At 59.1% G+C, this 26,733-nt stretch carries 28 protein-coding genes; 11 read left to right on the forward strand and 17 right to left on the reverse strand.

Translation table 11 applies throughout. The features are described 5' to 3' along the window. The first annotated feature begins 182 nt into the window (after positions 1–182). Together PIB16_RS06420 and PIB16_RS06425 are read left to right on the forward strand one after the other, a co-directional pair. Complete coding sequence (locus tag PIB16_RS06420; protein ID WP_065656522.1) at positions 183–548, forward strand: PAS domain-containing protein; 366 nt, start codon at positions 183–185, stop codon at positions 546–548. 112 nt (positions 549–660) lie between these two features. After that, complete coding sequence (locus PIB16_RS06425) at positions 661–1,656, forward strand: KpsF/GutQ family sugar-phosphate isomerase (RefSeq protein ID WP_003519544.1); 996 nt, start codon at positions 661–663, stop codon at positions 1,654–1,656. A gap of 36 nt (positions 1,657–1,692) precedes the next feature. On the opposite strand, the gene PIB16_RS06430 is transcribed toward PIB16_RS06425, so the two are convergent. The 6 genes from PIB16_RS06430 to PIB16_RS06455 form a co-directional block, all read right to left on the reverse strand. Then, complete coding sequence (locus PIB16_RS06430) at positions 1,693–2,157, reverse strand: NfeD family protein (protein WP_031233584.1); 465 nt, start codon at positions 2,155–2,157, stop codon at positions 1,693–1,695. Positions 2,158–2,159: 2 nt separating this feature from the next. Further along, complete coding sequence (locus PIB16_RS06435; RefSeq protein WP_065656520.1) at positions 2,160–3,209, reverse strand: SPFH domain-containing protein; 1,050 nt, start codon at positions 3,207–3,209, stop codon at positions 2,160–2,162. Between the two features lie 57 nt (positions 3,210–3,266). Further along, a complete protein-coding gene (hemH, locus tag PIB16_RS06440) occupies positions 3,267–4,301 on the reverse strand; it encodes a ferrochelatase (protein ID WP_125144964.1) in 1,035 nt (344 codons plus the stop codon). A 354-nt stretch (positions 4,302–4,655) separates the two neighbouring features. Further along, complete coding sequence (locus PIB16_RS06445) at positions 4,656–6,581, reverse strand: 5'-nucleotidase C-terminal domain-containing protein (RefSeq protein ID WP_125144963.1); 1,926 nt, start codon at positions 6,579–6,581, stop codon at positions 4,656–4,658. A 214-nt stretch (positions 6,582–6,795) separates the two neighbouring features. Further along, on the reverse strand, positions 6,796–7,170 hold the full coding sequence (omp10, locus tag PIB16_RS06450) for an outer membrane lipoprotein Omp10 (protein WP_003506132.1): 375 nt from the start codon (positions 7,168–7,170) through the stop codon (positions 6,796–6,798). 149 nt (positions 7,171–7,319) lie between these two features. Further along, a complete protein-coding gene (locus PIB16_RS06455; protein WP_271045233.1) occupies positions 7,320–8,765 on the reverse strand; it encodes a homospermidine synthase in 1,446 nt (481 codons plus the stop codon). Positions 8,766–9,022: 257 nt separating this feature from the next. On the opposite strand from PIB16_RS06455, the gene PIB16_RS06460 reads away from it, so the two are divergent. Beyond that, positions 9,023–9,931 (forward strand): sensor domain-containing diguanylate cyclase, encoded by a 909-nt coding sequence (locus PIB16_RS06460; RefSeq protein ID WP_271045234.1) that lies wholly within the window; start codon positions 9,023–9,025, stop codon positions 9,929–9,931. Here the strand turns inward: PIB16_RS06460 and PIB16_RS06465 are convergent. Next, positions 9,928–10,563: an aminotransferase class IV family protein gene (locus PIB16_RS06465; protein WP_271045235.1), complete on the reverse strand. Its 636-nt coding sequence runs from the start codon at positions 10,561–10,563 to the stop codon at positions 9,928–9,930. The genes PIB16_RS06460 and PIB16_RS06465 overlap by 4 nt on opposite strands. 99 nt (positions 10,564–10,662) lie before the next feature. Further along, positions 10,663–12,513, reverse strand: a complete 1,851-nt coding sequence (locus tag PIB16_RS06470) for a M3 family oligoendopeptidase (protein WP_271045236.1) — start codon at positions 12,511–12,513, stop codon at positions 10,663–10,665. 169 nt (positions 12,514–12,682) lie between these two features. Between PIB16_RS06470 and PIB16_RS06475 the strand changes: the two genes are divergently transcribed. Then, entirely contained in the window at positions 12,683–14,230 is a 1,548-nt protein-coding gene (locus tag PIB16_RS06475) for a sigma-54-dependent transcriptional regulator (RefSeq protein ID WP_125144959.1), read from the forward strand. Between the two features lie 175 nt (positions 14,231–14,405). Continuing rightward, positions 14,406–16,310: a DUF882 domain-containing protein gene (locus PIB16_RS06480; protein ID WP_161987913.1), complete on the forward strand. Its 1,905-nt coding sequence runs from the start codon at positions 14,406–14,408 to the stop codon at positions 16,308–16,310. An 84-nt stretch (positions 16,311–16,394) separates the two neighbouring features. On the opposite strand, the gene pyk is transcribed toward PIB16_RS06480, so the two are convergent. Continuing rightward, positions 16,395–17,834, reverse strand: coding sequence for a pyruvate kinase (gene pyk, locus PIB16_RS06485; protein WP_065656511.1), 1,440 nt, complete (start codon positions 17,832–17,834; stop codon positions 16,395–16,397). Beyond that, a complete protein-coding gene (locus PIB16_RS06490) occupies positions 17,834–18,220 on the reverse strand; it encodes a DUF1036 domain-containing protein (RefSeq protein ID WP_020012242.1) in 387 nt (128 codons plus the stop codon). Before PIB16_RS06490 ends, pyk begins: the two co-directional genes overlap by 1 nt. A 291-nt stretch (positions 18,221–18,511) precedes the next feature. Between PIB16_RS06490 and PIB16_RS06495 the strand changes: the two genes are divergently transcribed. From PIB16_RS06495 to PIB16_RS06505, 3 genes are all read left to right on the forward strand, one after another. Further along, positions 18,512–19,300 (forward strand): N-formylglutamate amidohydrolase, encoded by a 789-nt coding sequence (locus PIB16_RS06495; protein WP_271045237.1) that lies wholly within the window; start codon positions 18,512–18,514, stop codon positions 19,298–19,300. Between the two features lie 15 nt (positions 19,301–19,315). Next, positions 19,316–19,621, forward strand: coding sequence for a DUF1244 domain-containing protein (locus tag PIB16_RS06500; RefSeq protein WP_080857481.1), 306 nt, complete (start codon positions 19,316–19,318; stop codon positions 19,619–19,621). Between the two features lie 147 nt (positions 19,622–19,768). Next, on the forward strand, positions 19,769–20,026 hold the full coding sequence (locus PIB16_RS06505) for a DUF2312 domain-containing protein (protein WP_026364047.1): 258 nt from the start codon (positions 19,769–19,771) through the stop codon (positions 20,024–20,026). A gap of 42 nt (positions 20,027–20,068) precedes the next feature. Here PIB16_RS06505 and PIB16_RS06510 read toward each other — a convergent pair whose 3' ends face one another. The 6 genes from PIB16_RS06510 to PIB16_RS06535 all read right to left on the reverse strand — a co-directional run bounded on the left by PIB16_RS06510 (position 20,069) and on the right by PIB16_RS06535 (position 23,487). After that, positions 20,069–20,638, reverse strand: a complete 570-nt coding sequence (locus tag PIB16_RS06510; protein WP_174037010.1) for a hypothetical protein — start codon at positions 20,636–20,638, stop codon at positions 20,069–20,071. Between the two features lie 46 nt (positions 20,639–20,684). Next, positions 20,685–21,305, reverse strand: coding sequence for a tetratricopeptide repeat protein (locus PIB16_RS06515; RefSeq protein WP_271045238.1), 621 nt, complete (start codon positions 21,303–21,305; stop codon positions 20,685–20,687). Positions 21,306–21,406: 101 nt separating this feature from the next. After that, on the reverse strand, positions 21,407–21,532 hold the full coding sequence (ykgO, locus tag PIB16_RS06520; protein WP_003497670.1) for a type B 50S ribosomal protein L36: 126 nt from the start codon (positions 21,530–21,532) through the stop codon (positions 21,407–21,409). A gap of 147 nt (positions 21,533–21,679) precedes the next feature. Further along, the gene (locus tag PIB16_RS06525) at positions 21,680–22,756 is read right to left on the reverse strand and encodes a 5-(carboxyamino)imidazole ribonucleotide synthase (RefSeq protein WP_271045239.1); all 1,077 of its coding nucleotides are present in this window, start codon (positions 22,754–22,756) and stop codon (positions 21,680–21,682) included. A gap of 11 nt (positions 22,757–22,767) precedes the next feature. Continuing rightward, on the reverse strand, positions 22,768–23,268 hold the full coding sequence (gene purE / locus PIB16_RS06530; protein ID WP_065656506.1) for a 5-(carboxyamino)imidazole ribonucleotide mutase: 501 nt from the start codon (positions 23,266–23,268) through the stop codon (positions 22,768–22,770). A gap of 15 nt (positions 23,269–23,283) precedes the next feature. Next, entirely contained in the window at positions 23,284–23,487 is a 204-nt protein-coding gene (locus PIB16_RS06535) for a YdcH family protein (protein WP_003497661.1), read from the reverse strand. A 234-nt stretch (positions 23,488–23,721) separates the two neighbouring features. Between PIB16_RS06535 and PIB16_RS06540 the strand changes: the two genes are divergently transcribed. Next, entirely contained in the window at positions 23,722–23,898 is a 177-nt protein-coding gene (locus PIB16_RS06540; protein WP_003506164.1) for a YdcH family protein, read from the forward strand. Positions 23,899–24,001: 103 nt separating this feature from the next. Here PIB16_RS06540 and PIB16_RS06545 read toward each other — a convergent pair whose 3' ends face one another. After that, positions 24,002–24,766 carry a sulfite exporter TauE/SafE family protein gene (locus tag PIB16_RS06545; protein ID WP_271045240.1) on the reverse strand — a complete coding sequence of 255 codons (765 nt, stop codon included), beginning with the start codon at positions 24,764–24,766 and terminating at the stop codon, positions 24,002–24,004. Positions 24,767–24,870: 104 nt separating this feature from the next. Here PIB16_RS06545 and PIB16_RS06550 point away from each other — a divergent pair, with 104 nt between their 5' ends. Together PIB16_RS06550 and PIB16_RS06555 are read left to right on the forward strand one after the other, a co-directional pair. Then, a complete protein-coding gene (locus tag PIB16_RS06550; protein ID WP_174037008.1) occupies positions 24,871–25,524 on the forward strand; it encodes a thiamine phosphate synthase in 654 nt (217 codons plus the stop codon). Between the two features lie 8 nt (positions 25,525–25,532). Beyond that, the gene (locus tag PIB16_RS06555; RefSeq protein WP_035262893.1) at positions 25,533–26,633 is read left to right on the forward strand and encodes a tetratricopeptide repeat protein; all 1,101 of its coding nucleotides are present in this window, start codon (positions 25,533–25,535) and stop codon (positions 26,631–26,633) included. Positions 26,634–26,733 lie beyond the last annotated feature (100 nt).

A 26,733-nucleotide genomic window follows, 5' to 3' on the forward strand; every position in this document is an offset into this window, starting at 1 on the left:
GGCGGCTCGATTTCACTCACCTCGGTTACTGGAGAAGAATAGTCATAAATGCAAAAAAATTCTAATATGAGAAGATTAAAACGTTTCAATTTGGCACGGAATTGCCCTATAGTTTACAGCGGCTGATCGTCTATTGCGCAGCAAGTGGTATTGAATTTTATTTTGTGTGACAGCGCCGTTTCATGAATCCCGTTTTGAACGCCAAGCAGGTCGGTTTTTATTGTTGGGATATTACCAATGACCGTTTCTACCTAGATGAAGTATGTGCTGAACTCTTCGGGATTCCGCTGCGGGAGGCGATGCAGGGCATCAGCATTTTTCAGATGCTTGAAAAAGTGGACCTCGATCATCGAAACCATGTGATCGAAACGGCGTTGACCACCCTGAAGGCCGCGAGTTTTTATAATCAGGAATATGCCGTGCGCCGCAGCGACGGCTCGGTCTCATGGGTAAGGACGCTCGGGCGATATCTGGTCGACGAGGAAAACATCCCTTTCAAGCGGCTTGGAACGATGGAGGAGATTTCTCCGCCGGACCGGCGTCATTGATGACATGTCGTCGGACTGAAACCGTCGAACATTTTTGGACGACATCGACTAAAACCCGGCGCTCACCGGCTGGAGAGTGGACTTATTCCGGCTGAAAGAGTAACAGTCGGCCATGATTACGCGCGCCGTCAAACTGGTCGAAGACAATGCCATCGAATCCGCCGTGCGGACGATTTCGATGGAGCGGGCTGGCCTTGCCGCCCTTGAGGATGCTCTGAGGAACGGTCTTTCAGACCCCTTCTGCAAGGCGATCGAGACCATCGGCCAGTCGAATGGCCGTCTCATCATTACCGGGGTCGGTAAAAGCGGCCACATAGGCGCGAAGCTTGCCGCCACCTTCGCCTCCACCGGGACGCCTGCCTTTTTTGTGCATGCGGCGGAGGCCAATCACGGCGATCTGGGCATGATCGGCGGCGATGATGTGGTGCTGGCCATTTCCAAGGGCGGCGAAAGCGCCGAACTGCGCAGCATCATCAACTATTCGCGCCGTTTCTCCATTCCGTTGATCGCGCTCACCTGCTCGGAAAATTCATCGCTGGCACAGGCTTCCGATATCGTGCTGCTGGTTCCCAATGAGCAGGAAGCCTGCCCGCTCGGCCTTGCGCCGACGACCTCAACGTTGATGCAGCTTGCGCTGGGCGATGCCCTTGCCGTTGCGCTGCTGGAGGCGCGCAATTTCACCGCGGGCGATTTCAAGGTGTTTCATCCCGGCGGCAAGCTGGGGGCGAGCCTGACGCTGGTCAGCGATATCATGCATACCGGCGATCGTGTGCCGCTGGTCAACAAGGGAACGGCCATGCCGGAAGCGGTCGGGGTTCTCTCCCGCAAGCATTTCGGCTGTGTCGGCATTCTGGACGAGGATGGCCGCCTGTGCGGCATCGTCACCGAAGGCGATATGGCACGAAACCTGTCGCGCAACCTCGCCGAAATGACGGTCGATGACATCATGACCCGCACGCCGAAGACCGTCAAAAAATCGGTGCTGGCGACCAGCGCGCTGGCGACGCTGGAAAAATTCCACATTGGCGCGCTGATTGTCATCGATGATGACAACCGGCCCATCGGGCTGGTGCATTTCCACGATCTCTTGAGAATTGGCGTGGCTTGAAGCCACCGCCGATCCTGAAAAAATGTTCCTGAAAACCTATCGGTCCAACGGCTCGATTGTCAGCGTGCGTCCGCGTGCGGAAGCAATTCTCACACGGGTGCCGGCCGGCAGGTCTTCGCCGTTGACCGGCCACCAGGTATCGTCCAGCCTGATCCGGCCACGCCCTTCGACAATCGGTTCCTGGAGGGTAGCGGTGCGACCGACAAGGCTTGCCTCACGCTGGTTGAGGAAGGGCTCGTCGCTTGCCGCCCGGTTCCTGCCGAAATATTTCCGGCCGAGCAGGGCGAACACGACGGAAAGCGCGGCAAACAGCACCAGCTGCAATTGCCAGGCCCAGAATGCCGCATCCCATAAAAGCAGCGAGACCGCGCCGATGACCAGCGCGGCGAGGCCGATCCAGATCAGGAATACGCCGGGAGCGATGAGTTCGGCGGCCAGAAGCACGAAGGCGACAATCCACCAGCTCCATGGTCCCAGCTCAGTGGCAAGCCGTTGCAACATCATCACTTCTCCGATGAAGCGCCGAAGGGATTACCGGGGATCGTGACGTTGATGCTCTGGCCGGAAGGCCGCGTCGGCGGCACGGAACGGGGCGCTGTGGAGGCGGCGGGCGCAGTCGGCGCATCGCCCCTGTCACCGAAAACCTCTTTCGCAATCGTGCCGATACCGCCGAGGGAACCGATCAGCGCCGAAGCCTCCATCGGCATCAGCACGATCTTGGAATTCTTCGCCGTGCCGATCTCCGCCAGAGCCTCGGTATATTTCTGGGCGACGAAATAGTTGATGGCGTGGACATTGCCGGCGGCGATGGCTTCCGAGACCATGCGGGTGGCATTGGCTTCGGCCTCGGCCAGACGCTCGCGCGCCTCGGCATCGCGGAATGCCGCCTCGCGCTGGCCTTCCGCCTCCAGAATGGCGGATTGCTTTGCGCCTTCCGCGCGCAGGATCTGGGCATTGCGGGCGCCTTCGGCTTCCAGCACCTGCGCGCGTTTTTCGCGCTCGGCCTTCATCTGCCGCGCCATGGAATCGACGAGATCCTTCGGCGGTGCGATGTCCTTGATTTCGATGCGGGTGACCTTGATGCCCCATGGTCCCACCGCCTCGTCCACCACACGCAGCAGGCGGTCGTTGATGGCGTCGCGGTTCGACAGCAATTCGTCGAGGTCCATCGAGCCCATCACCGAACGGATATTGGTCATGGTGAGGTTTTCGATGGCCATTTCCAGATTGGCGATCTGGTAAGCGGCCTGCGCGGCATTGAGGACCTGATAGAAGGTGACGGCGTCGGCGGAGACGCTGGCATTGTCGCGGGTGATGACTTCCTGTGTCGGTATATGCAGGACCTGCTCCATCACGTTCATTTTCGAACCGATGGTTTCGAAGAACGGCACGATGAGGTTCAGGCCCGGCTCGAGTGTGCGGGTGTAGCGCCCGAACCGTTCAACCGTGTAACGATGCCCCTGGGGGACGGTCTTGATGCCGGCAAACAGCACCAGAATAACGAGAACCACCGCTGCCATGACGACGATGTCGAAACCGCCCAATGCAATCATCACTTTTCCTCCTGATCGGAACCGTCCGGGTTTTACCCCGGCATGGTTATGGCAAGATTACACCCATCCTTGCAACTCCCGCCGCACAACCTTTTCGAGAACATTCATGCCCTCGGCGCTGTCGTTCAGGCAGGGAATATGGGTAAATTTCTCTCCGCCATTATGCAGGAAAATCTCGCCCGCTTCACCGGCGATTTCTTCCAGCGTCTCAAGACAATCCGAAACAAAGCCGGGATTCATTACGGCGATGCGCTTGATGCCTTCCGACGCCAGCTTTTCCACGGTTTTGTCGGTATAGGGCTGCAACCATTCTTCCGGTCCGAAACGCGACTGGAAGGTGATCATGAAATTTTTCTCTGTCCGCCCCAGCGCCTCGCGCAGCAGCCGGGCGGTTTTCTGGCAGTGACAATAATAGGGATCGCCCTTTTTGAAATAGGATTGCGGAATGCCGTGGAAAGAGGTGATCAGCATTTCCGGCTCCCAGTCCAGCGTCGCCAGATGGTTTTTGACGGAGGTGGCGAGCGCTTCGATATAGGCCGGATCGTCGTGATAGGGCGGTACGGTGCGGATGGCGGGCTGCCAGCGCAGCTTCATCAGATGCTCGAAAGCCTTGTCGTTCACGGTTGCCGTGGTCGATGCGGCATATTGCGGGTAAAGCGGGAAAAGCAGGATTTTTTCGCAACCCTGTTCCTTCAGCGCGTCGATCTTGGAGGCGATGGAGGGCTGGCCGTAACGCATGCCCCAGTCGACCGCGACATTGGGCAGGTCCTTCAGCGCTTCCGCCAGCAGCTCGCCCTGGCTGCGAGTATAGGTGCGCAGATAGCTTTCATTGCGCTCGCGGTTCCAGATCTCCTCATAGGCCTTGCCGACTTTCTGAGGGCGCTTGTTGAGAACAATGCCGTAAAGGATCGGATACCAGTAGAGACGCGACCATTCGATTACCCGCTTGTCGCTCAGGAATTCCGCCAGATAACGGCGCATCGGCCAATAGTCCGTACCGTCAGGCGTGCCGAGGTTGACGAGCAGGACGCCGACCTTGCCAAATGCTGTGTGGGGATGGTTTGCGGGGAGTGCGGATAGTTCTGTCGCCATGAATGACACCCTGAAACTCGGACTGGTTGCGTGAGGAGCGGTTCCGTTTCGGACAAGGGCGGAAACGCTCCATCTTCTGTTTATGCGCGCCGAACGCAAACCGCGACGGGGTTGGGCCGGCGATGCCCGAGCTATACGCTCGTGCTATCAATTTGTTCACGTGTTCTAGACGAAATTTTTCAGGATTAAACCACCGGCGGAGGCTATTTCCGGGGCGGGGGGCGCTGCAGGATGTCCTTTGCCAAAATTTGATCTGTAAGGATTTGTTTTTAAAAGGAAAATAAGAAACCGGCCCCGATTTCCGAGGGCCGGTTTCCTGTCTGCGGCAAATTGCCCTGTCTGTTCCCGTCCGGCTTATTGAGCCGGCAGCTCCAGCTCCTCGCCGATCTCGATGTGGTTCGGATGCTTCAGCGTGTTTGCCTTGGCAATCCTGCTCCAGAGAGCGCCGTCGCCATATTTCTCGGCTGCGATCTTCCAGAGCGAGTCGCCCTTTTCAACGACATATTTGCTGGCGGCTGCAGCGGCGGCTGCGGGCGTCGCCGTGGCCGGAGCCGTGGCGGCCGGTGCTGTGGCTGCAGGTGCTGCGGGAGCGGGTGTGGCGGCCGGCGCAGGTGCGGTTGCTGCCGGCGCAGGTGCCGCAGGCTTTGCCGGCGCGACATAACCGGCAGGCGTCACTTCGCTGATACGGCCATCCGTGTAGGGCTTATAGGGGCTGTTGGCGGTGATATAGGCCGCAACGGCTTCCTCGAGGTTAGGGCCGAAGTCATAGGCGTTGATGGCCTTGGTCGCAAAGACCTTGAAGCCATCGCCGCCGGTACGCACGTAATTATTGGCCGCGACGATGTAGGTCTTGGCGGGATCGAGAGGCACGAAAGCGTCGCCTTCCTTGACCTCGACCGAAACGACCCGGCCGCCGGCGGGCTTCGAGCGGTCGAAGGAATATTTCAGGCCGGAGACCTGCATGAAACGACCAGCGCCGTCGTCGATCTGGCTGACGCCGTTTTCGAGGGCGGCGCGAATATCCTCGCCCTTCAGCTGGAAGGTTGCGACGGTATTCTGGAACGGCAGAACCGTCAGCACTTCGCCCATGGAGACATCGCCGGCATCGATGGAGGAGCGCAGGCCGCCGCTATTGGCGAAAGCGATGGTCACGCCCTGATCTTTGACGCGCGCAAGCGTTGCATCCGCCACCAGATTGCCCATGGAGCATTCCTTCACGCGGCAAACCTTGCGGTCTCCCTCGATCGGGCCTTCCGAGGAGCCGACGACCTTCGACTTCAGAGCCTCGATCGGCGCCTTCAGCTCATCGATGCGCTTCAGCGTGGCTTCATCGGGCTTGAAGGAGGAGTCGATGAGGATTGGATCGCCCTTGCTTTCCTTGACCACGCCACTGTCATCGAAGACCACTTTGAGGTCGCCCAGATATTTGCTGTACTGCCCGGCCTGCACGACCGGAACCTTATAGCCGCCGGGATTGTCGACGAGGGTGGGATAGGGGCCTTCGGCCTTCTGGTCGGTGTTGGAAAGCAGCGTATGTGTGTGGCCGCCGACCACGACGTCGACGTCAGGGATTTTGGCGATGAATTCGAGATCGCGCGGATAGCCGACATGGGTCAGCGCGATGATCTTGTCGACGCCGTCCTGCTTCAGCTTCTGCACCTGCTCGCTGATTTTCGCGACATCTTCGGCGATGGTGATATTGGGACCGGGCGTTGCCAGTTCCGCCGTATCGTTTGCGACCGCGCCGACGATGCCGATTTTCTGTCCGCCGACTTCGAGCACGATGGACGGCTTGACGCGGTCGCCGATTTTCGAGGCGGCGGTGGCCACCACATTGGCGGTCACGACGGGGAACTGCACCTTGTCTAGGAAGCCGGCAAGCCCGTCTTCGCTGTCGTCGAACTCATGGTTGCCGACGGTCATGGCGTCGAACTTCATGGCGTTCAGTACTTCCGCTTCCACCGTGCCCTTGTAGGTGGTGTAGAACAGCGATCCCTGGAAATTGTCGCCAGCATTGAGCAGGAGGACATTCTTGCCTTGAGCCTTCAGGGCATCACGGGTCTGATTGATTGCAGTCAGAAGACGGGCGGCGCCGCCGAAGCATTCGTTTTTGCCTTCTTCTTCCGCCGAGCAGGTCGAGTCGAACTTGTTGATCGATTCGATACGGGAGTGAAAATCGTTGATGTGAAGAATGTTGAGCTCGTAATCGGCCAGAGCCGCTCCGGCCGAAAGCGTTATCGCCGAAACGCTCAGCATGCCCAGTCCCAAAATTTTCTTCATGGTCCCTCTCTCCTGTTCAAAGCGGAAGCCCGGTGGTCGATCATCCTCCGGCCGTGCTCATTTTCTAATCTGAAATCATGTCAGTCTTTCAAAGCGCGATGTTTCCATTTAGCGGCAATCGCCGCAAGCGAAATTATGACAGGCGCACAATAAACGAAAACGCACGCCTGAGGCGTGCGTTCCAGAAGATCATCTCTTTGAAAAGGTGACGTTATCAGCCTTGGCGCGTCAGCGAGAACTGGCTGTTCGTGTCGGTCGTGCAGTTCAATTGTGACGGGGAGACGAGGGCGCAGTTGACGCGCGACTGCGTGTTGCGCACCAGCGAGGTCATGTTGATTTCGTAAAGCGTCGGCGAAATCGTCACATAGGTGCCGGAGGCCAGAAGCGTGTTGGTATCGGTCGAACGGGTGGAGAAGGCGCCGTTCTGGAATGTCGATACGATGCCGTTGCGGTCGATCCAGCGACCGTCGACGGCCGGGCCGCGGGAAAGCGAAGGCGCCATCGAGGTCTGCTGGGAGGGACCCGGCGCGACGCATGAAGACACCGCGATGGCGGCTGAAAGCAAAGCAGCGCTTGTCTTGAAGTTCATGGGCCTGTTCTCCTGCGATTCGATGAAACCTTCTGTGCTTCGACCATGCCGCGAAGCGTTGCTTATTTCAAGGCAACGTTGTTCGCTCTCCCCGGTTCCTGATGTCGTGCAGGAAAGCCCGTGCGTGACAAATATGAGACTCCGCCCCGTCAGCGCACGAGGATGTTGCGAAACTGCCAGGGATCGGACGTATCGATATTGTCGGGAAACAGGCCGGGGCGGCCATCGGTCGGCTTCCAGTCGGTATAATGTCCCTCGACGGGCCCGAGATAGGGGCGCTGCACCTCAAGGCAACGGCGATAATCCATTTCATCCGCCTCGACGATGCCGGCCTGCGGGTTCTCAATCGCCCAGACCATGCCCGCGAGCACAGCGGAGCTGACCTGCAATCCGGTCGCATTCTGGTTGGGGGCGAGTGAGCGTGCTTCCTGCAGGCTCAACCGCGAGCCATACCAATAGGCATTCCTGTCATGGCCATAAAGAAGAACGCCGAGTTCATCGGCGCCGTCGACAAGCTCGTCTTCGCCGAGCACATGCTGGATCGGCTGGGGGGTGCCGCCATTGCCGAAAAGCTCATGCAGGGAAAGAATGGCGTCATTGCAGGGATGGTAGGCATAATGGCAGGTTGGCCGATAGGTCACGTCGCCATCATCGTTGCGGACGGTGAAATAGTCGGAAATCGAAATCGCTTCGTTATGCGTGACGAGAAATCCGTATTGCGGCCCAAGGCCCGGACACCATGTCCGCACCCGCGTATTGGCGCCGGGCTGATCGAGATAGATCGCCGCCTTGCTTCCCTTTTTCTGCTTTTTTGCGTTTTTCGGCATCCAGTTTTCATGCGTTCCCCAGCCGAGTTCGGCTGGCTGAAAACCTTCCGCGATAAAACCTTCGACGGACCATGTGTTCCAGAAAGCGCCGAAGGGCTTCGGTTCCTTCGCCCGCTGGGTGTCGCGTTCGGCCACGTGAACGCCCTTGACGCCAAGCCGCTTCATCAGCTTTGCCCAGCCATCGCGGTCATGCGGCTGCGGCTCCTCGATGTCGAGGCCGGTATCTCTGGCGAGATTGACGAGTGCCTGTTTCACGAACCAGGACACCATGCCCGGATTGGCGCCGCATGTGGAAACCGCCGTCGTGCCGCCCGGCTTGCGCGCCCTCTCCTTCAACATGGTTTCGCGCAGCGAATAATTGGTTCTGGCCGCATTATCGGCATCGGCGTCGAAATAAAAACCGGGCCAGGGTTCGACGACCGTGTCGATGTAAAGCATGCCATGTTTGCGACAAATCCGCATCAGATCGACGGAGGCGGCATCGACCGAAAGATTGACGCAGAAGCCCTGGCCCTGAACGCCCTTGAGGAGCGGCTTGAGAATCTCGCGGTAATTTTCCTTGGTCAGATGCGTCTGGATATGGCGGATATTCCTCTCGGCCAGAAAGGCGGCGATGTCTTCGCGCGGGTCGATGACGACGAGCCGGGTCCTGTCGAAATTGAAATGACGTTCGATCAACGGAAGAGTGCCGCGCCCGATGGAGCCGAAGCCGATCATGATGATGGGGCCGTCAATATCGCCGTAAATCGGGTGGTTTTTATCCGTCATTCGTCAATTTTCCTTTTTTGCCAATAAGTAAGCTAGATCATAAAAGCGTGCCACAATAAAGGGCAGGTGGATGACGGACATATGACGATGGCGACGGCAAGGCGGGCGCGCGCACCCTTTCCACCGCATTCTGCCTCTTCGCATTTTAGATAGTGCGTTTATAATTAAGTTCTTCTTTTCCTCTCTATGTCCAAAGGCTTGGGGGCTTTGGCCGGATGACGACGGGGGAATTTTCGCCATCACGGGAGAGTTGCCTGTTGAATAATCTTATCGAGCGTGTCGCAGCGCTTCAGAGTGCCACCCCCGTTCTTATTGCGCTTTACGATTCCGAGGACCGGTTGCGCCATGCCAATCCGTCGTTTCGGGAAAGCTTTCAGCTCGCCGCCGGCGATTTCCCGACCTGGGCGGATATCATGCGGCTGAACCATCGGCTGCGCACCGGTGTCGTCGTCCGCAACAATGATTTCGAGGGATGGCTGCTGTCGGCGCAGTCCCGGCGCGGCAAGCTGCCTTACCGCGCCTTTGAGATGGATATGCATGACGGCCGCTGGTTCTGGATGACGGAAACGGTGCAGCAGGATGGCTGGATGCTGTGCGTTGCAAGCGACGTCACCGAATTGCGCCAGGGCTACAGAACGCTGCGGCAGGACCGGGATCTGGCAGTCCGCGCCTCGCAGACCGATGAATTGACGGGAACGGCAAACCGCCGTTTCGTCTTCGCCAAGCTGGCTTTGCAGGTGGAGCGGGTTGCCAAGGGGCTGGAAACGCCTTTTTGCCTGTGCACGCTCGATATCGATTTCTTCAAGCAGATCAACGACCGTTTCGGTCATAAATGCGGGGATGCGGTGCTTCGCGATTTCGTCGGCATCGCCCATTCCGTCATCCGGCGGGTGGATTGTTTCGGCAGGATCGGCGGTGAGGAATTCATGCTCATCCTGCCGCGCAGCACGGTGGCCGAGGGCCGGGAGGTCGTCGAACGGCTGCTGCAGAAGGTGCGCCTTTCAAGGCCTCTCTCCGAATTTCCGGACTTTTCCTATAGCTGTTCAGCTGGGCTGACGGTCTATCGCGCGTCCGAAAGCGCCGACGATGTTTTCATGCGGGCGGATCAGGCTCTTTATGCGGCCAAGGAAAAAGGCCGCGACCGGCTTCTGTCGGTAACTGTTTAAACGAGTTCCGCCGCAATCAACCCATGCAGCGAATTGCCGACGAAGAGTTTCCGGCCGGCAATGTCTGCCGGTTTCAGCGCCTGTCCGCGCGCCCTGCGTTCGCGGATCAGATCGGCGCGCAGCACACCCGGCAGAATGCCGCTGTCGAGCGGCGGCGTCAGCAATTGCCCATCCGGCATTTCAACGAAAATGCTGGTCGACGATCCCTCGCACAACTCACCGCGTTCGTTGAGCAGCAGCACCTCGTCGGCCTCCCCGGCTGAAAATTCGGCCCGGGCGGCATCGTAGGGCTCGCGGCGTGAGGACTTGTGGCGATAGAAGGTATCGGCGGAATCGAGCGTGGTCTGCCGGGCGATGCGGACCCGCCAGACGGCATCCTGCCGCAAGGGCTGGAAGTCGGCGGTTTCGACGTCGAGTTCGCCCTTGTAGTTCATGACCAGCCTGACGCAGAGCGGCTTTTCGCCGCCCACCTTCTTTTCCAGCACCTGAACCGCATTGACCGGCGCGCGAAAACCGAGCGCGTCGGCGGAGCGCAGCAATCGGCGTATATGCTGGTCGATGCGCTGAAAGCCGGTCTGCGGCTCCCAGCGCAGGGTTTCCCTCAAGGTCAGATCGGCGGGTTTGCGTTTCATTGCCTGTGCTCGTCGCCCGAATTGTTGCCGGTGTCTTCCGCCGGCAATATCAACCGGCAAAGCTTGTCCGAAATAGGATAGCCCTGCCGGCGGAAGAGATTAAGCCTGTTTGTTATCCAGCGCTTCCAGCTCGTCGATCAGTCCCTCGATCATCGAAAGCCCCTTGTCCCAGAAAGAGGGATCGGTCGCATCGAGGCCGAAGGGTTTCAGAAGCTCCGAATGATGCTTGGTGCCGCCCGCCTTCAGAAGCTCGAAATATTTCTCCTGAAAACCCGTCTCGGCCTTCTGGTAAACCGCATAGAGCGAGTTCACCAGGCAGTCGCCGAAGGCATAGGCATAAACATAAAAGGGCGAGTGAATGAAATGGGGGATGTAGGTCCACCATGTCTCGTAGCCTTCGGAAATCCGGATTGCCGGACCAAGGCTCTCGGCCTGAACGGACAGCCACAATTCACCGATCTGCTCGGAGGTCAGTTCTCCCTGTTTGCGGGCGGTGTGCAGTTTGCGCTCGAATTCATAAAAAGCGATCTGGCGCACGACCGTGTTGATCATGTCCTCGACCTTGCGGGCGAGCATGGCCTTGCGTTCCCGGACATCTTTCGTGTCGTCGAGCAGCTTGCGGAAGGTCAGCATTTCCCCGAAGACGGAGGCGGTCTCGGCAAGCGTCAGCGGCGTCGCGCACATCAAGGCGCCCTGCTCCCCGGCCAGCACCTGATGCACGCCATGGCCAAGCTCATGGGCAAGCGTCATCACGTCGCGCGGTTTGCCGAGATAGTTGACGAGCACGTAAGGATGGGCCGAGGGCACGGTCGGATGCGCGAAGGCGCCGGGCGCCTTGCCAGGGCGGGCCGGCGCGTCGATCCATTCTTCATCGAAGAAACGGCGGGCAATATCGGCCATCTCGGGGGCGAAATTGCCATAGGCGGAAAGCACGGTGTCCTTTGCCTCATCCCAGGGAATGATGGTGTTCGACGTATCGGGAAGCGGCGCGTTGCGGTCCCAATAATTCATCTGCTCCATGCCGAGCCATTTCGCCTTCATGGCGTAATAACGATGCGAGAGGCGCGGATAGGCCTTCTTGACCGCCGCCGCCAAGGCATCGACCACCTCGCGCTCGACGCGGTTGGCGAGATGACGGCTATCGGCAATATCCTCGAATTTGCGCCAGCGGTCGGAAATATCCTTGTCCTTGGCAAGCGTGTTGGTGATGAGCGTGAAGACGCGCAGATTGTCCTTGAAGGTGGCGCTCAGCGCCTGAGCCGCTTTCTTTCGGGTTTCCGGCTCCGGTTCCTGCAGCATGTTGAGCGTCACTTCCAGCGGCAGGCTCGCGCCGTCAATGTCGAAACGCAGGTCGGCCATCGTCTCGTCGAACAGGCGGTTGAAGGCCGCTGCGCTGGTCATCGATTTTTCGAGGAACAGCTGCTCCAGCTGGTCGTCGAGCTGGTGCGGCTTGTCCTTGCGCAAATCCACCAGCCACGGGCGGTAGTGACCCGCCGCGGCGTCATTCGCCATGCAGGCGTCCATCGTGGCGTCATCGATGCGGTTGAGCTCAAGGGTGAAGAACAGGAGGTGGGAGGAAATATCCGTCAGCTTCGCCTGGGCATCGCCGTAAAGCTTGCCGTTTGCCGGGTTCGACGTATCGGAAAAATAGGTGAGCCCGGCAAAGGAGCCGATGCGGCCAATGAGATCGTCCAGCGCTTCATATTCCCTGAGCGCGGCACCGATGCCGTTTTCGCCCGTCGCCTTCGCGGCTGCTTCAAGCTTGCCCTTCCATTTCTTCTCGAAAGCCGCCGCCATCGACGCCGCCTTGTCGAGATCGCCCTTGTATTCCGGCGAATCGCCCGACGGATAGAGGTCCGAGAGCTTCCAGCCGGGCAGGTCGCCAAGCGCCGGACCGGTGGTTTCGGCAAGGGAGAAGACGGGTTGCGGGGTAGGGCGGTTGAGGGTCATCGAACGTGTCCTTCTGATTATGCGTGCGAAGCATATGGGGACCTTGTTTCCCGCGGCAATGGATAAAATGCAAGCAATTCTCAAAACTGGATGTTCAAGTCTCCCATGCCAGAGTGCGGAATAAGGGACCGCATGAAGCAGGTCCATAAACCGGAAACCGGAGCTAAAAATGACCGCGCATGTTCTCGTGATAGACGATGATCCCGTCCAGCGCCGCCTGCTCAAAAATGCGGTGGAACGTTATGGGCATCTCGCCTTGCTCGCCGAAAACGGCAAGGCGGGGCTGGAACTGCTCAAGCAATATAGCGGCGAGATCAATGTCATCGTCCTCGACCTCATGATGCCTGAAATGGACGGGCTTACCTTTCTCAAAGCTATCGGCGAACTCGGCACCGATGTTCCCGTCATTGTCCAGACGGGACAGGGCGGCATCGATACCGTCGTGCAGGCCATGCGCGCCGGTGCTTTCGATTTTGTCGTCAAGCCGGTTTCGCCGGAAAGGATCGGCGCCGCCATCTCCAATGCGCTCAAGCTCGACAGGAGAGAGGCAAAGGCCCGCACGGGCCGGCGCGGACGGAGCAATGCAGTGAATTTTACCGATATCGTTTCCGCAAGCCCCGCAATGCTCAGGGTCATCGAACTCGCGCAGCGCGCCGCCCAGTCCAGCATCCCCGTGGTGCTGGAAGGCGAATCCGGTGTGGGCAAGGAAATGGTCGCCCGCGCCATCCAGTCGGCCGGCGACAGGGCGAGCAAGCCGTTCATCACCGTCAATTGCGGCGCCATTCCCCATAATCTCGTGGAAAGCATCCTCTTCGGCCACGAAAAAGGAGCCTTCACAGGCGCGACGGAAAAACATGTCGGTAAATTCATGGAGGCGGATGGCGGCACGCTGTTCCTCGATGAAATCGGCGATTTGCCGCTGGACGTGCAGGTGAAGCTCTTGCGCGCGGTCCAGCAGGGCGAAATCGAAACCGTCGGCTCCGCACGGGTGCAGAAGGTGAATGTGCGGCTGATCTCCGCCACCAACAAGAACCTCATCGAAGAGGTGAAGGAAGGTCGTTTCCGCGAAGACCTTTATTATCGCCTCAACGTCTTCCCGATCACCATTCCGGCGCTGCGCCGCCGCAAGGAAGATATTCCCCATCTGGCGCGGGTTTTTGCCGAGCGCTTTTCGGCGGAACAGAAATTGCCAAATCCCGTCGGCCTCAATGCCAGCGCGCTGGCGCTGCTGACGGCCTATGACTGGCCGGGCAATATCCGCCAGCTCGAAAACGCTGTCTTCCGTGCGGTAGTGCTCTCGCAGGGCGAGGAACTGTCGGATTCCGATTTTCCGCAGATCGCGCTTCAGCTGCCGGAATTTTCGACCGGCGACGATGCGGACGATGTCATCCGCACACCATCGGGAGCGTCTCTGAAACTTGCGGCCTATTCGCCGGCCCCGCCACCGGCCGCTGAAAACCACGCCGTCATGGAGGAGCCGTCGGATATTTCCACCACTATCTACCGGGGCGGAAACCTGATCTCCAGCATGGATGAATCGGGCAATATCCGCAAACTGGCCGAGATCGAGGAGGAGCTCATCCGTTTCGCCCTGCGCTTCTATCGTGGGCAGATGAGTCAGGTTGCCAGAAAGCTTGGTATCGGCCGTTCGACTCTTTACCGAAAGCTGAAAGATTATGGCATCGATCCCGACGATCCCCTTCGAGATGCAGCCTGAGCGCACAACCCCCGTATTCGAAGGCAGATCGTAAATTCGTTAACTTCTGAGCAAGGATATCCGCTTACCGTCTATAAACCTCTTGTTAGTGGCTGATTCACTATGTAGAGGAAGGTTGTATGTGTGTGGCAATTTTGCCATCGTGTCACCGTATTTGACGTTCATTTGAGGCAATGTGACAGAAATTGTCTTCCAGGCGGGGATCGAATTGCCATATCTGCATCGGAATAACGCGCTTTCGACTAAGATCGCGCGCGGCTTGATCAAGGATATATGCACGAAGCTGTCGGCGCGCGCTGTCACCTTTGCCTGCCTGATGCTCGCCGCAATGCCTTTCGTAGGTGTTTCGGCGACGGAAGCCGCCGCCGAGACGCGAAGCCTCAAACTGTATTATATCCATACACGCGAGAAGGCGGTCATCACCTTCAAGCGCAATGGAAAATATGACCAGAAAGGTCTGCAGGAGCTGAACCGCTTCCTGCGCGACTGGCGGCGCAACCAGCCGACACGCATGGACCCGCGCCTTTTCGATCTCGTCTGGGAAGTTTATCGCCGCAGCGGCGCGACCGACTATATCAACGTCGTTTCGGCTTTCCGCTCGCCGGAAACCAACGGTTTGCTGCGCACACGCACCAAGGGTGTCGCGGAAAAAAGCCAGCATATGCTCGGCAAGGCCATGGATTTTTATATCCCCGGTGTGAAGCTTGCCCGTCTTCGTGAAATCGGCATGCAGATGCAGATCGGTGGCGTCGGTTTCTATCCGACGTCGGGCTCTCCCTTCGTGCACATGGATGTCGGCGGCGTTCGCGCCTGGCCGCGCATGAGCCGCCAGGAACTCGTCCGCATCTTCCCGAACGGCAATACGCTGCATCTTCCTTCCGACGGCAAGCCGCTTCCCGGTTATGAGCAGGCGCTCGCCGATTACAAGAAGCGCGTCAGCTCCTCCTCCATTCAGGTTGCTTCCAGTGCCGGTGCCGGCCCTGCCTCATCTGGCGGCGGCAAGCGCAAGACGTTGCTGCAGGCCCTCTTTGGCGGCGGTGACGAGGATGAAGATCCCGATAGCATCGCAGCGCCGGAGCCCGCAGAACGCCCGGCCGTCGCCCGTCCGGCGGCTCCGCAGCAGGCGGCTCCCGAGCCTGAACCCACCATTGCAGTTGCTTCGGCACAGGCGCTTCCCGGCGTGAACGATGCGCCGCTGCCAACGGCTCGACCCGCCTTCGGTAACCAGCCGCCGGCCAATACCGGCCTTGCGACCGCGCTTTATTCGCCGGCCCGCAATGCCGCACAGGATGCCCTGCAGGCAGCGACCACGCCGACTCCGGCTTCCGCGCCGGCCGAGCGCCAGCAATTTGCCGATCTGGCTGAAGTATCCGTGCCGGTGCCCACACTTCTCGGACCCCGTGGCATGAAAGGTGATGCGGAGGGATCGATCCTGACGGCGTCCGCAGATGGTGCGACACCGGCTGCGACCGGCGAACTCGCTTCTGTTCCGGTTCCTGCCAATCGTCCGGCCGTGGCGGAAGCCCTGCTGGCGGCGGCCAATGCCGATCCAGAAGGTGAGGACGATCTCGCCGAGGCGCAGGAGGATACGCTTTCGCCGACGGTGGTTGCGGCTCTTGAACAGAGCGGTCAGGCCGCCCGGTCGCATGTCCAGTCGGCTGCCATGCCGACAGCCGCGCCATTCCCGGCCGCCGTCAACCACAAGGTTACCGTCGCACCCGCCGAAACGGCCAAGGCCGAACCGCAGGCTGGCTTCGGTGATGCTTTCGACCTGAAGCCTGCCATCAATGGCGGCCTCAGCGCCGGCATGCCGACCAAGGGTTCGCGCCCGAGCAGGCAGGATGCCGCCGTTTCCCAGCAGGCCATGGTGGGCGGTGGACGCCTGACTCAGGATCTGATTTCGGATTGGGCGCTCAACCAGAACAAGGGTACGACTGGACGCTCGGTAAAGGCGCCGCGTGTTGTCGCCAACCGCATGCTCAGCAACGACATGTCGGCTTCCGCCACCTCGGCGAGCTTCAAGCCTGGTGCAGTGGCCATCGAATCCAGCCGCTTCAGCACGCCGGTGAAGATGCACTGAGCCTGTTTTCATAAGTAAGACGGCCGAGAGGCCAACAAAAAACCCGCCGTTACCGGCGGGTTTTTTATGCGGGATATTGAAGCTTTAGACGCCGCTCTGGCCGTCCGAGCCAATATAGGCGATGCGGACCATGTTGGTTGCTCCAGGGGTGCCGAGAGGCACGCCGGCGGAGATGATGATACGATCGCCCGGCTTGCCGAAACCTTCGGAAACCACGATGCGACAAGCGCGGTTCACCATGTCATCGAGGTCGCTGGCATCGCCCGTGACGACGCAGTGCAGGCCCCAGACGACCGACAGGCGGCGTGCGGTCTGGATGATCGGCGACAGCGCGATGATCGGAACCTGTGGCCGTTCGCGCGCGGCGCGCAGACCGGTTGTGCCCGAGGACGTATAGGTGACGATTGCCGCAAGCTTCAGCGTTTCGGCGATCTGGCGGGCGGCGAGCGAAATGGCGTCGGCGCCGGTCGGTTCCGGCTGGGCGCGCTGCGCATAGATGATATTGGAATAATAGGGGTCCTGCTCCACCGTGCTGGCAATGGAGGCCATGGTGGAGACCGCTTCGACCGGGTAGTCGCCGGAGGCAGATTCAGCAGAAAGCATGATGGCGTCCGCGCCTTCGAAGACGGCGGTGGCGACGTCGGAGACTTCGGCGCGGGTCGGTACAGGTGCGGTGATCATCGATTCCAGCATCTGCGTGGCGACCACGACCGGCTTGCCGGCGCGGCGGCAGGCGCGGGTCAACTGCTTCTGGATGCCCGGAACGGCTTCCAGCGGCATTTCGACGCCGAGATCGCCACGGGCGACCATCAGCGCGTCGGAAAGCTCGATGATTTCTTCGATGCGCTCGACAGCCTGCGGCTTTTCGATCTTGGACATCAGGCCGACGCGGCCGCGTGCGATCTTGCGCACTTCGGCAAGGTCTTCCGGACGCTGGACGAAGGAAAGCGCCACCCAGTCGACTTCGCCGGTGGCGAGAACGGCGTCGAGATCGACGCGGTCCTTGTCGGTCAGAACGCCGACGCCGAGCAGCGTATCCGGCAGGCTGATGCCCTTGCGGTCGGAAATGCGTGTACCGGAAATGACGGTGGTGACGATGCTCTTGCCGTCGCTCTTTTCAGCGCGCAGATGCAGCTTGCCGTCATCGATCAGCAGGCGATGGCCGGGCTTGACCGCCTCGAGAATTTCCGGATGGGGAAGGAAAACGCGGGTGTTGTCACCGGGCGTGTCGTTATTGTCCAGCGTGAAGGTCTGGCCCGGAACAAGTTCGACCTTGCTTTCGGCGAATTTTCCGACGCGCAGCTTGGGACCCTGCAGGTCGGCCAGAATGCCGATGGGGCGGCCGGTACGGCTCTCGACAGAACGGATACGCTGAATGAGCGTCCGCATCACGTCGTGGCTCGCATGGCTCATGTTGATCCGGAAAAGATCTGCGCCAGCAAGATGCAGCTTCTCAATCATCGCCTCTTCGGAAGAGGCCGGGCCGAGAGTTGCAAGAATTTTGACTTTGCGGTTACGCTTCATCAGTTTTGATTTCCCTGTGTGCCTGGCGTATCGGAGAGCTGGACCATCCAGCTGCCCTGTCTGCCCGTGTCATATTCCTTGAAACCCATTCTCTGGAAGCTGCGGGCAAAACAATCGTCCACGCCGTTGATCTTGAACTCGTTTTCCGCCACGCACATGTTGACGTCACCGGTCCAGCGGCCGCCATGGGCGGCATCTTCGGCATAGAGATAATAATAACGTGACTGCAGCTCACCCTCGATCAGCGTCGCGCAGGTCGAGGAGGGGACCTGCCACCAGCCTTCGCTGACCCAGCCCTCCTGTGCCCGGTAGCCGATTGCGACCCCCACGAGGTTCTGCGTGCTGTTGCACACGCGAAAATCCGCATGCGCGGGCGCCGCGATCATGAACGGGGTCAGAAACAATGCCGCTGCGGAAAAAAGACGGGCGATATGCCGAAAGTGGCGAGGAAGAGCGAGAGATGACTGAGTCACGGCTTCCATCCGGATTCCATGGTTATAATGAACACACTTCTTGGCGTGGCCGCCCAAGAAAGTCAACGCGATTTTAATCGATTATATTGTTCGTGGGATCGTGAGTGCGATAAGGTAGATGGCTGTTCTTTCGCCGCAACTTGCGCCCGGCCTCAAGCCATGCCATCAAGCTTCTCTCCTCAATCCTGCCCCAGAAAATCATCGATGAACGACTTCATACCCTATGAAATCATAGAAGGCGATTATGACAAAGGCATGGTTCTTCTGGCGGACCATGCCATGAACCTCCTGCCGGCACACTACGGCAAACTTGGCCTTCCGCAAACCGCTTTTCATCGCCATATCGCATTTGATATCGGTATAGAGGGGCTGACGCGCTCACTTGCCGCGCGCCTTGGCGTGCCGGCGGTGCTCGGGCGGTTTTCCCGGCTGCTGATCGATCCGAATCGCGGCGAGGATGATCCCACTCTCATCATGAAGATTTCGGACGGGGCGATCATCCCTGGCAATCATCCGATTTCGGACGAGGAATGGCAAAGGCGGATCGAGATTTTTCACCGGCCCTATCACAATGCCGTGGATCGTGTGCTGACCGGCGTGGCCGAGGCCTCGGGAGAAGCGCCGCTGGTTCTGTCGCTGCATTCCTACACGCCGTTCTGGAAGGAAACGCCGCGGCCATGGCATGCGGCGGTTCTGTGGGATACGGATCATCGTGCGGTCGATCCGCTTCTGGCGCATCTGCGGGCCACGGGCGACATCCTCGTCGGTGACAACGAACCCTATGACGGAGCGCTCAAGGGTGACACCATGTATCGCCATTGCATGATGAAGGGCATACCGCATGCGCTTCTCGAGGTTCGGCAGGATCTGATCGCGAATGAAGAGGGGATCGCCGAATGGTCGGACCGGCTCGCTCCCATTTTCGCCGCAATGAACGACGATCCCGTCCTGCATGAATATCAGCAGTTCGCCTCCCGCACCGGTCCCTACTGAGCCTGGAGTTTTGCCATGACGACTGAGAACGACAATCGGCAGGTCGAATTCGAGGCGGCGGCATTTCGCCGTCTCGTGCAGCACCTTCGCGAACGCCACGACGTGCAGAACATCGACCTGATGAATCTCGCCGGCTTTTGCCGCAACTGCCTTTCCAACTGGTACCGGGAAGCGGCCGAGGAGGCCGGCGTTCCCCTCAGCAAGGAAGAGTCCCGGGAAATCGTCTACGGCATGCCCTATGAGGACTGGAAGGAAAAATATCAGGCGGAGGCGAGTGATGCCCAGAAAGCCGCCTTTGAGCAGAACAGGCCCAGGGAATAACCCCGATCGACGGAAACGACTTGACGCGAGGCCTTTCAGTGGGCAGTTCACAGGCCGGAATTCTGCTGCCCGCCGGCAGCGACCGGCGAAGGCTTCGCCCGGATATAATGAACAAGGCTCGCATGCGGGCCGCCAATGAAGGATGACATGATGGACGATACCAGCACCACCGAAACCGTCGCCGCCGCAGAACTGCGCCAGATTATTGAACGGATTGAACGTCTGGAAGAAGAAAAGGCTGCCATTCAGGGCGATATCAAGGATGTCATCGGTGAGGCCAAAGGCCGTGGTTACGATACCAAAGCGATCCGCACCATTATCCGCTTGCGCAAAAAGGACGCCAACGAGCGTATCGAGGAAGAAACCATTCTTCAGACGTATATGGCTGCGCTCGGCATGGAATGATCAACAGCTAGCTGTGGGGCGACTTCCGGGTGCGCCCTGCGGCTAAATCTTATTTTCCAACACGTCCTTGTTGGCGATAAGAAGCTCCAGGATTTTTTCACTTACGAATTTGTGCTCTTTTGACAATTCGGCTTGGCGCTTTTCCGCGGATCGCGAAATCTCTGCAAACATAACGACTGTAAACAGAAACTCCTCGAAACCGCCTGACCGGGTCACTTCGGATGTGGCGCGTTCCGTCGTGAGAGTACGAAACAAATTGCGCTTCTCTTCGTCCGAAACGTGGAATACCAGTTTGTGCGCAAACCTATTCCGTAAGTTATTGACGGCCCTTAGAACATTGCCGAATTCATCACGAAAATATCCCAGCGCCTGACATAGGCTGAGCTTCTCAGCGAACGATCTGTGGCCGTTGAAATATGAGGCGGGATGATCTAGATGCATGTTCAAAACTTCAGTGACGATGTGATCCAGATAGATATGGGCGACGATGAGTTTCCCCCAATCCTCAGTCACGGAAATTCGATCTATGAACTCGCTTATATCGAAACTCGGATTGTCTCCGATGGAGTTTAAAAGACTTTCGGCTGCTTTAAATTCATTCTGCTCTGCCAAAATAAAGCCCTGCTAAGTCCAATAAATAAAATCAGTGGTATCGAATTCAGCCGCGCGTGCCGGCCAGCTTTTCCGAAAGGTCGACGGCCTCCTTGCGGGCGTCCTTGTCGGCGGGGTAGAGCGCCAGATAACGTTCCCAAGCCTTCAACGCCAGCTCGTCGCGGCCCGAGGCTTCGAGGATATTGGCGAGGCTTGCCAGCGCCGGGAAATAGCGCGGCTCCCTTTCCAGTGTCAGGTTAATATCCGCCATCGCCTTGCGGGTGTCGCCATCGGCAAAATGCACCATGGCGCGGCGATAGGGCGCCTGCACATAGTCCGGATCGAGCAGAATGACCTGGTCGAGAAAATCGTAAGCGGCGGCGTTGCGCTTTTCGTCTGCGGCTTCGCCCGCCCATTGCATCAGCAGGTTGACCGTTGCGCTGCCGGAATCATTCCATTCGGAGGCGATCTGGTTGGCGATGCTGCGCGCCTTGACCGCATTCCGTTCTTTTTTCAGTGATGCGAAAAGCGTGTCGATCGTCTTGGCGGATGAAGGTGCGGAGTCCGCAACAGCAGGCGGTTGCCCGTCCGCCGCATGGGCAATGACAGCCATTCCCGGAATCGGGAGGCTTGAAAACAGGAAGCCCTGGGCGAGGATGATAGCCGTGCAAAAACGATTTGGGCGCATGGGTTAAAGCTTAACCCGACTGCGCCCAATATCAAATGCAAACTTCTGCTCTGTCAACAAAGTGATCCGCGAGCTTGATCGCGAACCGCAGTCGCAGTCAATCAGCCCTGGCGAGCCTTGAAGCGCGGGTTCTGCTTGTTGATGATGTAGACGCGGCCCTTGCGGCGAACCAGGCGGTTATCGCGATGACGGGCCTTAAGCGCTTTAAGCGAATTCTTGATCTTCATTTTACTGGTCCGCAGTTTTGCACGGTTTCTGCCGTGCTTATTCAAACAATCAAAAACGCGCAACGGGGCGCGCTCTTTTCGGTTGGCAGGCAGATACCCGTTTGAGCCCTGCCTGTCAACACTTGCCCGTGTCTTTGCCTTAAAAGACTAGGCTTTTCCTGTGCGCAAAAGCTCGGTCACATGGCCCATCTTGCGGCCCGGCCGTGCTTCCGTCTTGCCGTAGAGATGCACGAAACAGTCTTTTTTCGACAGCCATGCCGGTACATCGTCGATGTCGTCGCCGATGAGGTTGGTCATGACGCAATCCGAATGGCGATCCGTGCTGCCGGGAGTAAGGCCCGATACGGCCCGGATATGCTGTTCGAATTGCGAGATTACGCAGGCCGCCTCCGTCCAGTGGCCGGTATTGTGAACGCGCGGCGCCATTTCATTGGCGACCAGCGAACCATCCGGCAGGACGAAGAATTCGATGCCGGTGACACCGACATAATCCAGCGCAGCCAGAAGCTTTTCCGCCGATTGCACGGCAACTTCCCTCGCGGCGTCGGAAAGTGCGGCCGGAACGCTGGACGTGTGTAGAATGCCGTTCAGATGAACGTTCTCGGCCGGATCGTAGCAGGTGACGGTTCCATCCAGGAAACGGGCGGCGATGATAGAAATTTCCCGCTCGAAGGAGATGAAGCTCTCGAGAATCAGCGGCACGCCGCCGAGCGCCGCAAAAGCGCCTTCGAGGTCTTCTCCACCGCGGAAAAGACGCTGGCCCTTGCCGTCATAACCCATGCGACGGGTTTTCAGAACGCCCTTGCCCCCGAAGGCGGCCAATGCGGCCTCCAGCTCTTCCTGGTTGTCCACAGCACGGAAATCAGCAGTCGGGATGCCGCAGCCATTGAGGAAGCGCTTTTCCGTCAACCGGTCCTGCGAGGCGCTGAGCGCTTTCGGAGGCGGATAGACGGGAACGGAGAGGCTGAGCTTTTCGGCGGCCGCAACAGGCACGTTCTCGAATTCGTAGGTCACGACATCGCAACGGCTTGCGAGTTCCGCAAGCGCGTTTTCGTCGTCATATTCCGCCACGATCTGCTCGTTGCAGGCCTGCGCAGCCGGACAATCGGCCTGCGGTTCGAGTACGATGGTACGGTGGTTGAGGCGGGCTGCGGCCATCGCCAGCATACGCCCGAGCTGCCCGCCACCGATGATGCCGATGGTCAGGTTGGTCGTCTTTGCCATCACTTTTGTCGTCACTGGGTGCTGTCCATTGGATATTCCGCGACAGCCGCCGACTGGCGCGCACGCCAGGCATCCAGCCGGTCGGCGAGGTCGTCGTCGCTCAGCGCCAGAACCGCGGCGGCAAGAAGGGCCGCATTGATCGCGCCTGCCTTGCCGATGGCGAGCGTGCCAACCGGAATTCCGGCGGGCATCTGCACGATGGAATAGAGGCTGTCCTGACCGGACATGGTCTTGGACTGCACCGGAACGCCGAAGACCGGAAGCGGCGTCATCGAGGCCGTCATGCCCGGCAGGTGGGCGGCGCCGCCCGCACCGGCGATGATGACCTTGAAGCCTTCGTCCTTCGCGCTATTGGCGAAGTCATAAAGCCGGTCCGGGGTGCGGTGGGCGGAAATGATGCGGGCTTCGTATTCGATGTCGAGCGCATCCAGCGTATCGGCGGCGTTCTTCATGGTCTCCCAGTCGGACTGGCTGCCCATGATGATGGCGACGGGGGGCGTTTCTGCTGTCACGTAATGTCTCCGGGCTCAGGCGATGATATCGGGAATGACCTGGTCTTCGAGCTGGGTCATCTTGTCCTTGACGGCCAGCTTCTTCTTTTTCATGCGCTGTATTCTCAGCGCATCGCAGCTGGTCTGGATCATCGCGTTGATCGCCGCGTCATAATCCTCATGCTCCTGGCGCAGCCGCGCCAGCGTGAGCCTGATGTCCGCCTGGTCCTGATCGGGCATCTCGTCATCCCCATTTTATGCCAGCCGGATCGGCTCCGGCGCGTCTGTGATCGTTCACGAGCCTCTATCATCAAATCGCGGTAACGGGAAGTTATCCCTTGCGACCAAATTGCCCACTTATTGCCTTCATTTCGCCTTCGACAAGCGGCGCGATCCGTGTCACATTGCCGTCGTAAACCTGAAACTCCAGCGATGGAGAGCTGGAGGTAGGTTCAAAAAGGAAGGACGTGCCGCATGACCATTCAGGCTCATATTGCATCGCTCGAAAAGAAACACGGTGCTCTGGAGGAGGAGCTCGAAAGTATTCTTGCTTCCCCGTCGTCTGACGATAGAGAGATCGCGGACCTTAAACGTCGAAAACTGCGCCTGAAGGATGAACTGCAGAGGCTCAAGGCCTCGACAAGACATTGATTTATGCCATTCCGTCGGCCCTCGATGAATGAGGGGTCGACGGTCTGAGCCTTTCGAGCTCTGGCGGCGAAAACCTGCTGCCAGAGCTTTTTTATTGTCGGATTTAGAACGGCAGTCCGTCCCATAGCAGTTTAAGCGCTGCAATCAGCGCCATGGCATACATGAGTGGGTAAAACACGGCCGGTTTCAGATATTTCACCACCCTGGCGCCGGCAAGCGTCGCCAGCATCGCCACCGGCAGCAGGCTTGCCGATGTCTTGAGGTTGGTGGCGTCCAGCGCGCCGAGCGCGAAATAGGGAATGAGCTTGATCGCATTCATGATGGCGAAGAAGCGCACGCTCATGCCGGTATAGGTCTTTGGATCGAGCTTCAGCGGCAGAACATAGATCTGAAAGGGCGGACCGCCCGCATGAGCCACGAAACTCGCATAACCCGACAGGCTGGACCAGAGGGTTGCAGCAGCTGGTCTTTGCGGCTTGGCCGGAATTTCCTGGCCTTTGCGGCTTTTGAAGCTCTCATAGAAATAACGCAGTACGAACAGGATCGTGACAGAGGCGACGACGAGACGCATGGCGTTCGCGGAAATGAGGCTCGAGGTCGCCCAGCCGAGCGCGATACCGGCGATTGCGCCCGGCAGCATGACGAGGAGCGTTTCCCGGTGGTTGTAATGCCGCCAGGCAAAAAGCGCCACGATATCCATGACGATCAGGATCGGCAGGAAGATGGCCGCCGCCTGCACTGGCGATACGGCAAGCGCCATCAGCGGCACGCCCATAAGGGCGAGAGCGCCGCCTAAGCCGCCCTTGGAAAGGCCGACGAGCACGACTGCGGGGATGGCGACGAGATAAAAATGAAAATCGGTGAGCATGGATGGACAGTTGATCCTTTCGCCGGTCCGGTTTATCGGATTTGTCATATGAAAACGAGTGCAGATTGCGCGGTAAGCGTCTTCTGTCTGAAATGGACGAACCGATGACCCTAGTTGAAGATCGTTGCCGCCTTGTCCTGATCGTTCCGCAATCGGACGACGCGCAAAAGCAGGCGGCAGAGGTGGAAGATGCATTGCGGGGCGGCGATGTCGCTTCCGTCATCATTCCGCAATATGGTCTGGACGACGCCGCTTTCCAGAAACGCGCCGAACTGATCGTGCCGCTTGTCCAGAAGGCAGGTGCGGCAGCGCTCATCGCCGGCGACAGCCGCGTTGCCGGTCGCGTGAAGGCGGATGGCCTGCATGTGGTTGGCAATGGCGAGGCGCTTGCCGAGGCAGTGGAAAAATTCACGCCGAAGCTCATCGTCGGCGGCGGCAATGCGGATGACCGTCACAAGGCGCTGGAGCAGGGCGAGGCCAATCCGGATTACGTGTTTTTCGGAAAGCTCGAAGGCGACATCAAGCCGGAAGCGCACCCCAAAAACCTGGCGCTCGGCGAGTGGTGGGCCTCGATGATCGAAATCCCGGCCATCGTCATGGGTGGTACCGATGTGTCCTCGGTGGTTGCCGTGGCCGAAACCGGTGTGGAGTTCGTGGCGATGCGCAGCGGCGTTTTCGATAATGCCACCGGCGCCGCCCAGGCCGTTTCTGAAATCAACGCCCTGCTTGACGAAAAAGCGCCACGGTTTGACGGTTGATACAGGCGATGATCATGCGCTCGGTTCACCTCTGCCTTTCCGTTTCGCTGTTGGCGCTCGCTTTCGGCGCGCCGGCGGGTGTCGCTTTTGCCCAGTCCGGGCCGCAGAGCGAAAGCAATGCGCTGTCCCGCCAGCTGGAAAATGAGGCTCAGCCGACCCGTCAGGGCCGGGTGCAATCCGAAGAGCAGAAGGACTTGCAGCCGTCGGCAGGCGTGAATGTCTATCAGCGCATGGGCGCGGAATTGCCGGCGCTGCCGCCTGAAAAGGAATTCAAGGGCCGGGTGGACGAAGCTTACGGGCATTTCCAGCGCGGCGAATATGTGCAGGCGCTCGACAAGGCGCTGAACCGCGCGCAGAACGGTGACGCAGCCGCCCAGACGCTGGTGGCGGAAATGATGTCGCGTGGTCTGGGCATCGCCCGTGACGAGAAGACAGCCGCTTTCTGGTACCAGCAGGCGGCTCAGGGTGGCGATCCCGTCGCCATGTTCAAATTCGCGCTGATCCTGATGGAAGGCAAATTCGTCACCCGCGACAAGGCGAAGGCCGACGATTTCATGCGCCGTGCGGCGGAAGCCGGCAACGCCTCTGCCCAGTTCAACTGGGGTCAGATACTGGTTTCGGAAAATCCCGGCGCCAAGGGTCTGCTGATGGCTTTGCCGTTCTATGAGAAATCCGCCGAACAGGGCATTGCCGATGCGCAATATGCGGTGTCGCAGATTTACTGGTCGCTCAAGGATGTGCCGGCCGAGAAGAAGGCAAAGGCGCGGGACTGGCTGACACGGGCCGCGAAGGCGGGCTACGATACCGCGCAGGTCGATCTCGGCATCTGGCTGGTCAATGGTTTCGGCGGTGAGCGCAATCTGGATGAGGGCTTCCGCTGGCTCTATGGTGCGGCACAGCGCGGCAATGTCGTGGCGCAGAACAAGGTGGCGCATCTTTACATTCAGGCGCTCGGCACCCGGCCCGATCCGGTCGAAGCGGCCAAATGGTATGTGCTTTCCCGCCGCGCCGGGCTGAAGGACCCGTCGCTCGAGGACTTTTATCTCGGCATCACCGACGAGCAGCAGAAGAAGGCGATTGAGGCCGCAAATCGTTTCCGCCCGACGTGATGGAAGGGTAGCCTTGCCACGCTGGCGTTGACCCTTGGGCTTTTTGCCTTGAATTTCCGCGCGTTTTGTGGTCTTGAACCGCAAACTTTCAATTCAAGAA

Origin of the sequence: Agrobacterium sp. ST15.13.015, assembly GCF_027871645.1 — a bacterium.
Classification (GTDB): Bacteria; Pseudomonadota; Alphaproteobacteria; order Rhizobiales; family Rhizobiaceae; genus Agrobacterium; species Agrobacterium leguminum.

Excerpts from the sequence above, each read along its gene's own strand:
- PIB16_RS06445 (WP_125144963.1), bottom strand. The coding sequence starts at position 6,581 with ATGAAGAAAATTTTGGGACTGGGCATGCTGAGCGTTTCGGCGATAACG.
- PIB16_RS06455 (WP_271045233.1), bottom strand. The coding sequence starts at position 8,765 with ATGACGGATAAAAACCACCCGATTTACGGCGATATTGACGGCCCCATC.
- PIB16_RS06525 (WP_271045239.1), bottom strand. The coding sequence starts at position 22,756 with ATGGCAAAGACGACCAACCTGACCATCGGCATCATCGGTGGCGGGCAG.
- PIB16_RS06435 (WP_065656520.1), bottom strand. The coding sequence starts at position 3,209 with ATGATTGCATTGGGCGGTTTCGACATCGTCGTCATGGCAGCGGTGGTT.
- PIB16_RS06505 (WP_026364047.1), top strand. The coding sequence starts at position 19,769 with ATGATGGACGATACCAGCACCACCGAAACCGTCGCCGCCGCAGAACTG.
- PIB16_RS06470 (WP_271045236.1), bottom strand. The coding sequence starts at position 12,513 with ATGACCCTCAACCGCCCTACCCCGCAACCCGTCTTCTCCCTTGCCGAA.
- PIB16_RS06490 (WP_020012242.1), bottom strand. The coding sequence starts at position 18,220 with ATGATCGCGGCGCCCGCGCATGCGGATTTTCGCGTGTGCAACAGCACG.
- hemH (WP_125144964.1), bottom strand. The coding sequence starts at position 4,301 with ATGGCGACAGAACTATCCGCACTCCCCGCAAACCATCCCCACACAGCA.
- PIB16_RS06425 (WP_003519544.1), top strand. The coding sequence starts at position 661 with ATGATTACGCGCGCCGTCAAACTGGTCGAAGACAATGCCATCGAATCC.
- PIB16_RS06515 (WP_271045238.1), bottom strand. The coding sequence starts at position 21,305 with ATGCGCCCAAATCGTTTTTGCACGGCTATCATCCTCGCCCAGGGCTTC.
- PIB16_RS06430 (WP_031233584.1), bottom strand. The coding sequence starts at position 2,157 with ATGTTGCAACGGCTTGCCACTGAGCTGGGACCATGGAGCTGGTGGATT.
- PIB16_RS06545 (WP_271045240.1), bottom strand. The coding sequence starts at position 24,766 with ATGCTCACCGATTTTCATTTTTATCTCGTCGCCATCCCCGCAGTCGTG.
- PIB16_RS06465 (WP_271045235.1), bottom strand. The coding sequence starts at position 10,563 with ATGAAACGCAAACCCGCCGATCTGACCTTGAGGGAAACCCTGCGCTGG.
- PIB16_RS06550 (WP_174037008.1), top strand. The coding sequence starts at position 24,871 with ATGACCCTAGTTGAAGATCGTTGCCGCCTTGTCCTGATCGTTCCGCAA.
- PIB16_RS06420 (WP_065656522.1), top strand. The coding sequence starts at position 183 with ATGAATCCCGTTTTGAACGCCAAGCAGGTCGGTTTTTATTGTTGGGAT.
- pyk (WP_065656511.1), bottom strand. The coding sequence starts at position 17,834 with ATGAAGCGTAACCGCAAAGTCAAAATTCTTGCAACTCTCGGCCCGGCC.
- ykgO (WP_003497670.1), bottom strand. The coding sequence starts at position 21,532 with ATGAAGATCAAGAATTCGCTTAAAGCGCTTAAGGCCCGTCATCGCGAT.
- PIB16_RS06535 (WP_003497661.1), bottom strand. The coding sequence starts at position 23,487 with ATGCCCGATCAGGACCAGGCGGACATCAGGCTCACGCTGGCGCGGCTG.
- PIB16_RS06555 (WP_035262893.1), top strand. The coding sequence starts at position 25,533 with ATGATCATGCGCTCGGTTCACCTCTGCCTTTCCGTTTCGCTGTTGGCG.
- omp10 (WP_003506132.1), bottom strand. The coding sequence starts at position 7,170 with ATGAACTTCAAGACAAGCGCTGCTTTGCTTTCAGCCGCCATCGCGGTG.
- PIB16_RS06495 (WP_271045237.1), top strand. The coding sequence starts at position 18,512 with ATGAACGACTTCATACCCTATGAAATCATAGAAGGCGATTATGACAAA.
- PIB16_RS06475 (WP_125144959.1), top strand. The coding sequence starts at position 12,683 with ATGACCGCGCATGTTCTCGTGATAGACGATGATCCCGTCCAGCGCCGC.
- PIB16_RS06540 (WP_003506164.1), top strand. The coding sequence starts at position 23,722 with ATGACCATTCAGGCTCATATTGCATCGCTCGAAAAGAAACACGGTGCT.
- PIB16_RS06500 (WP_080857481.1), top strand. The coding sequence starts at position 19,316 with ATGACGACTGAGAACGACAATCGGCAGGTCGAATTCGAGGCGGCGGCA.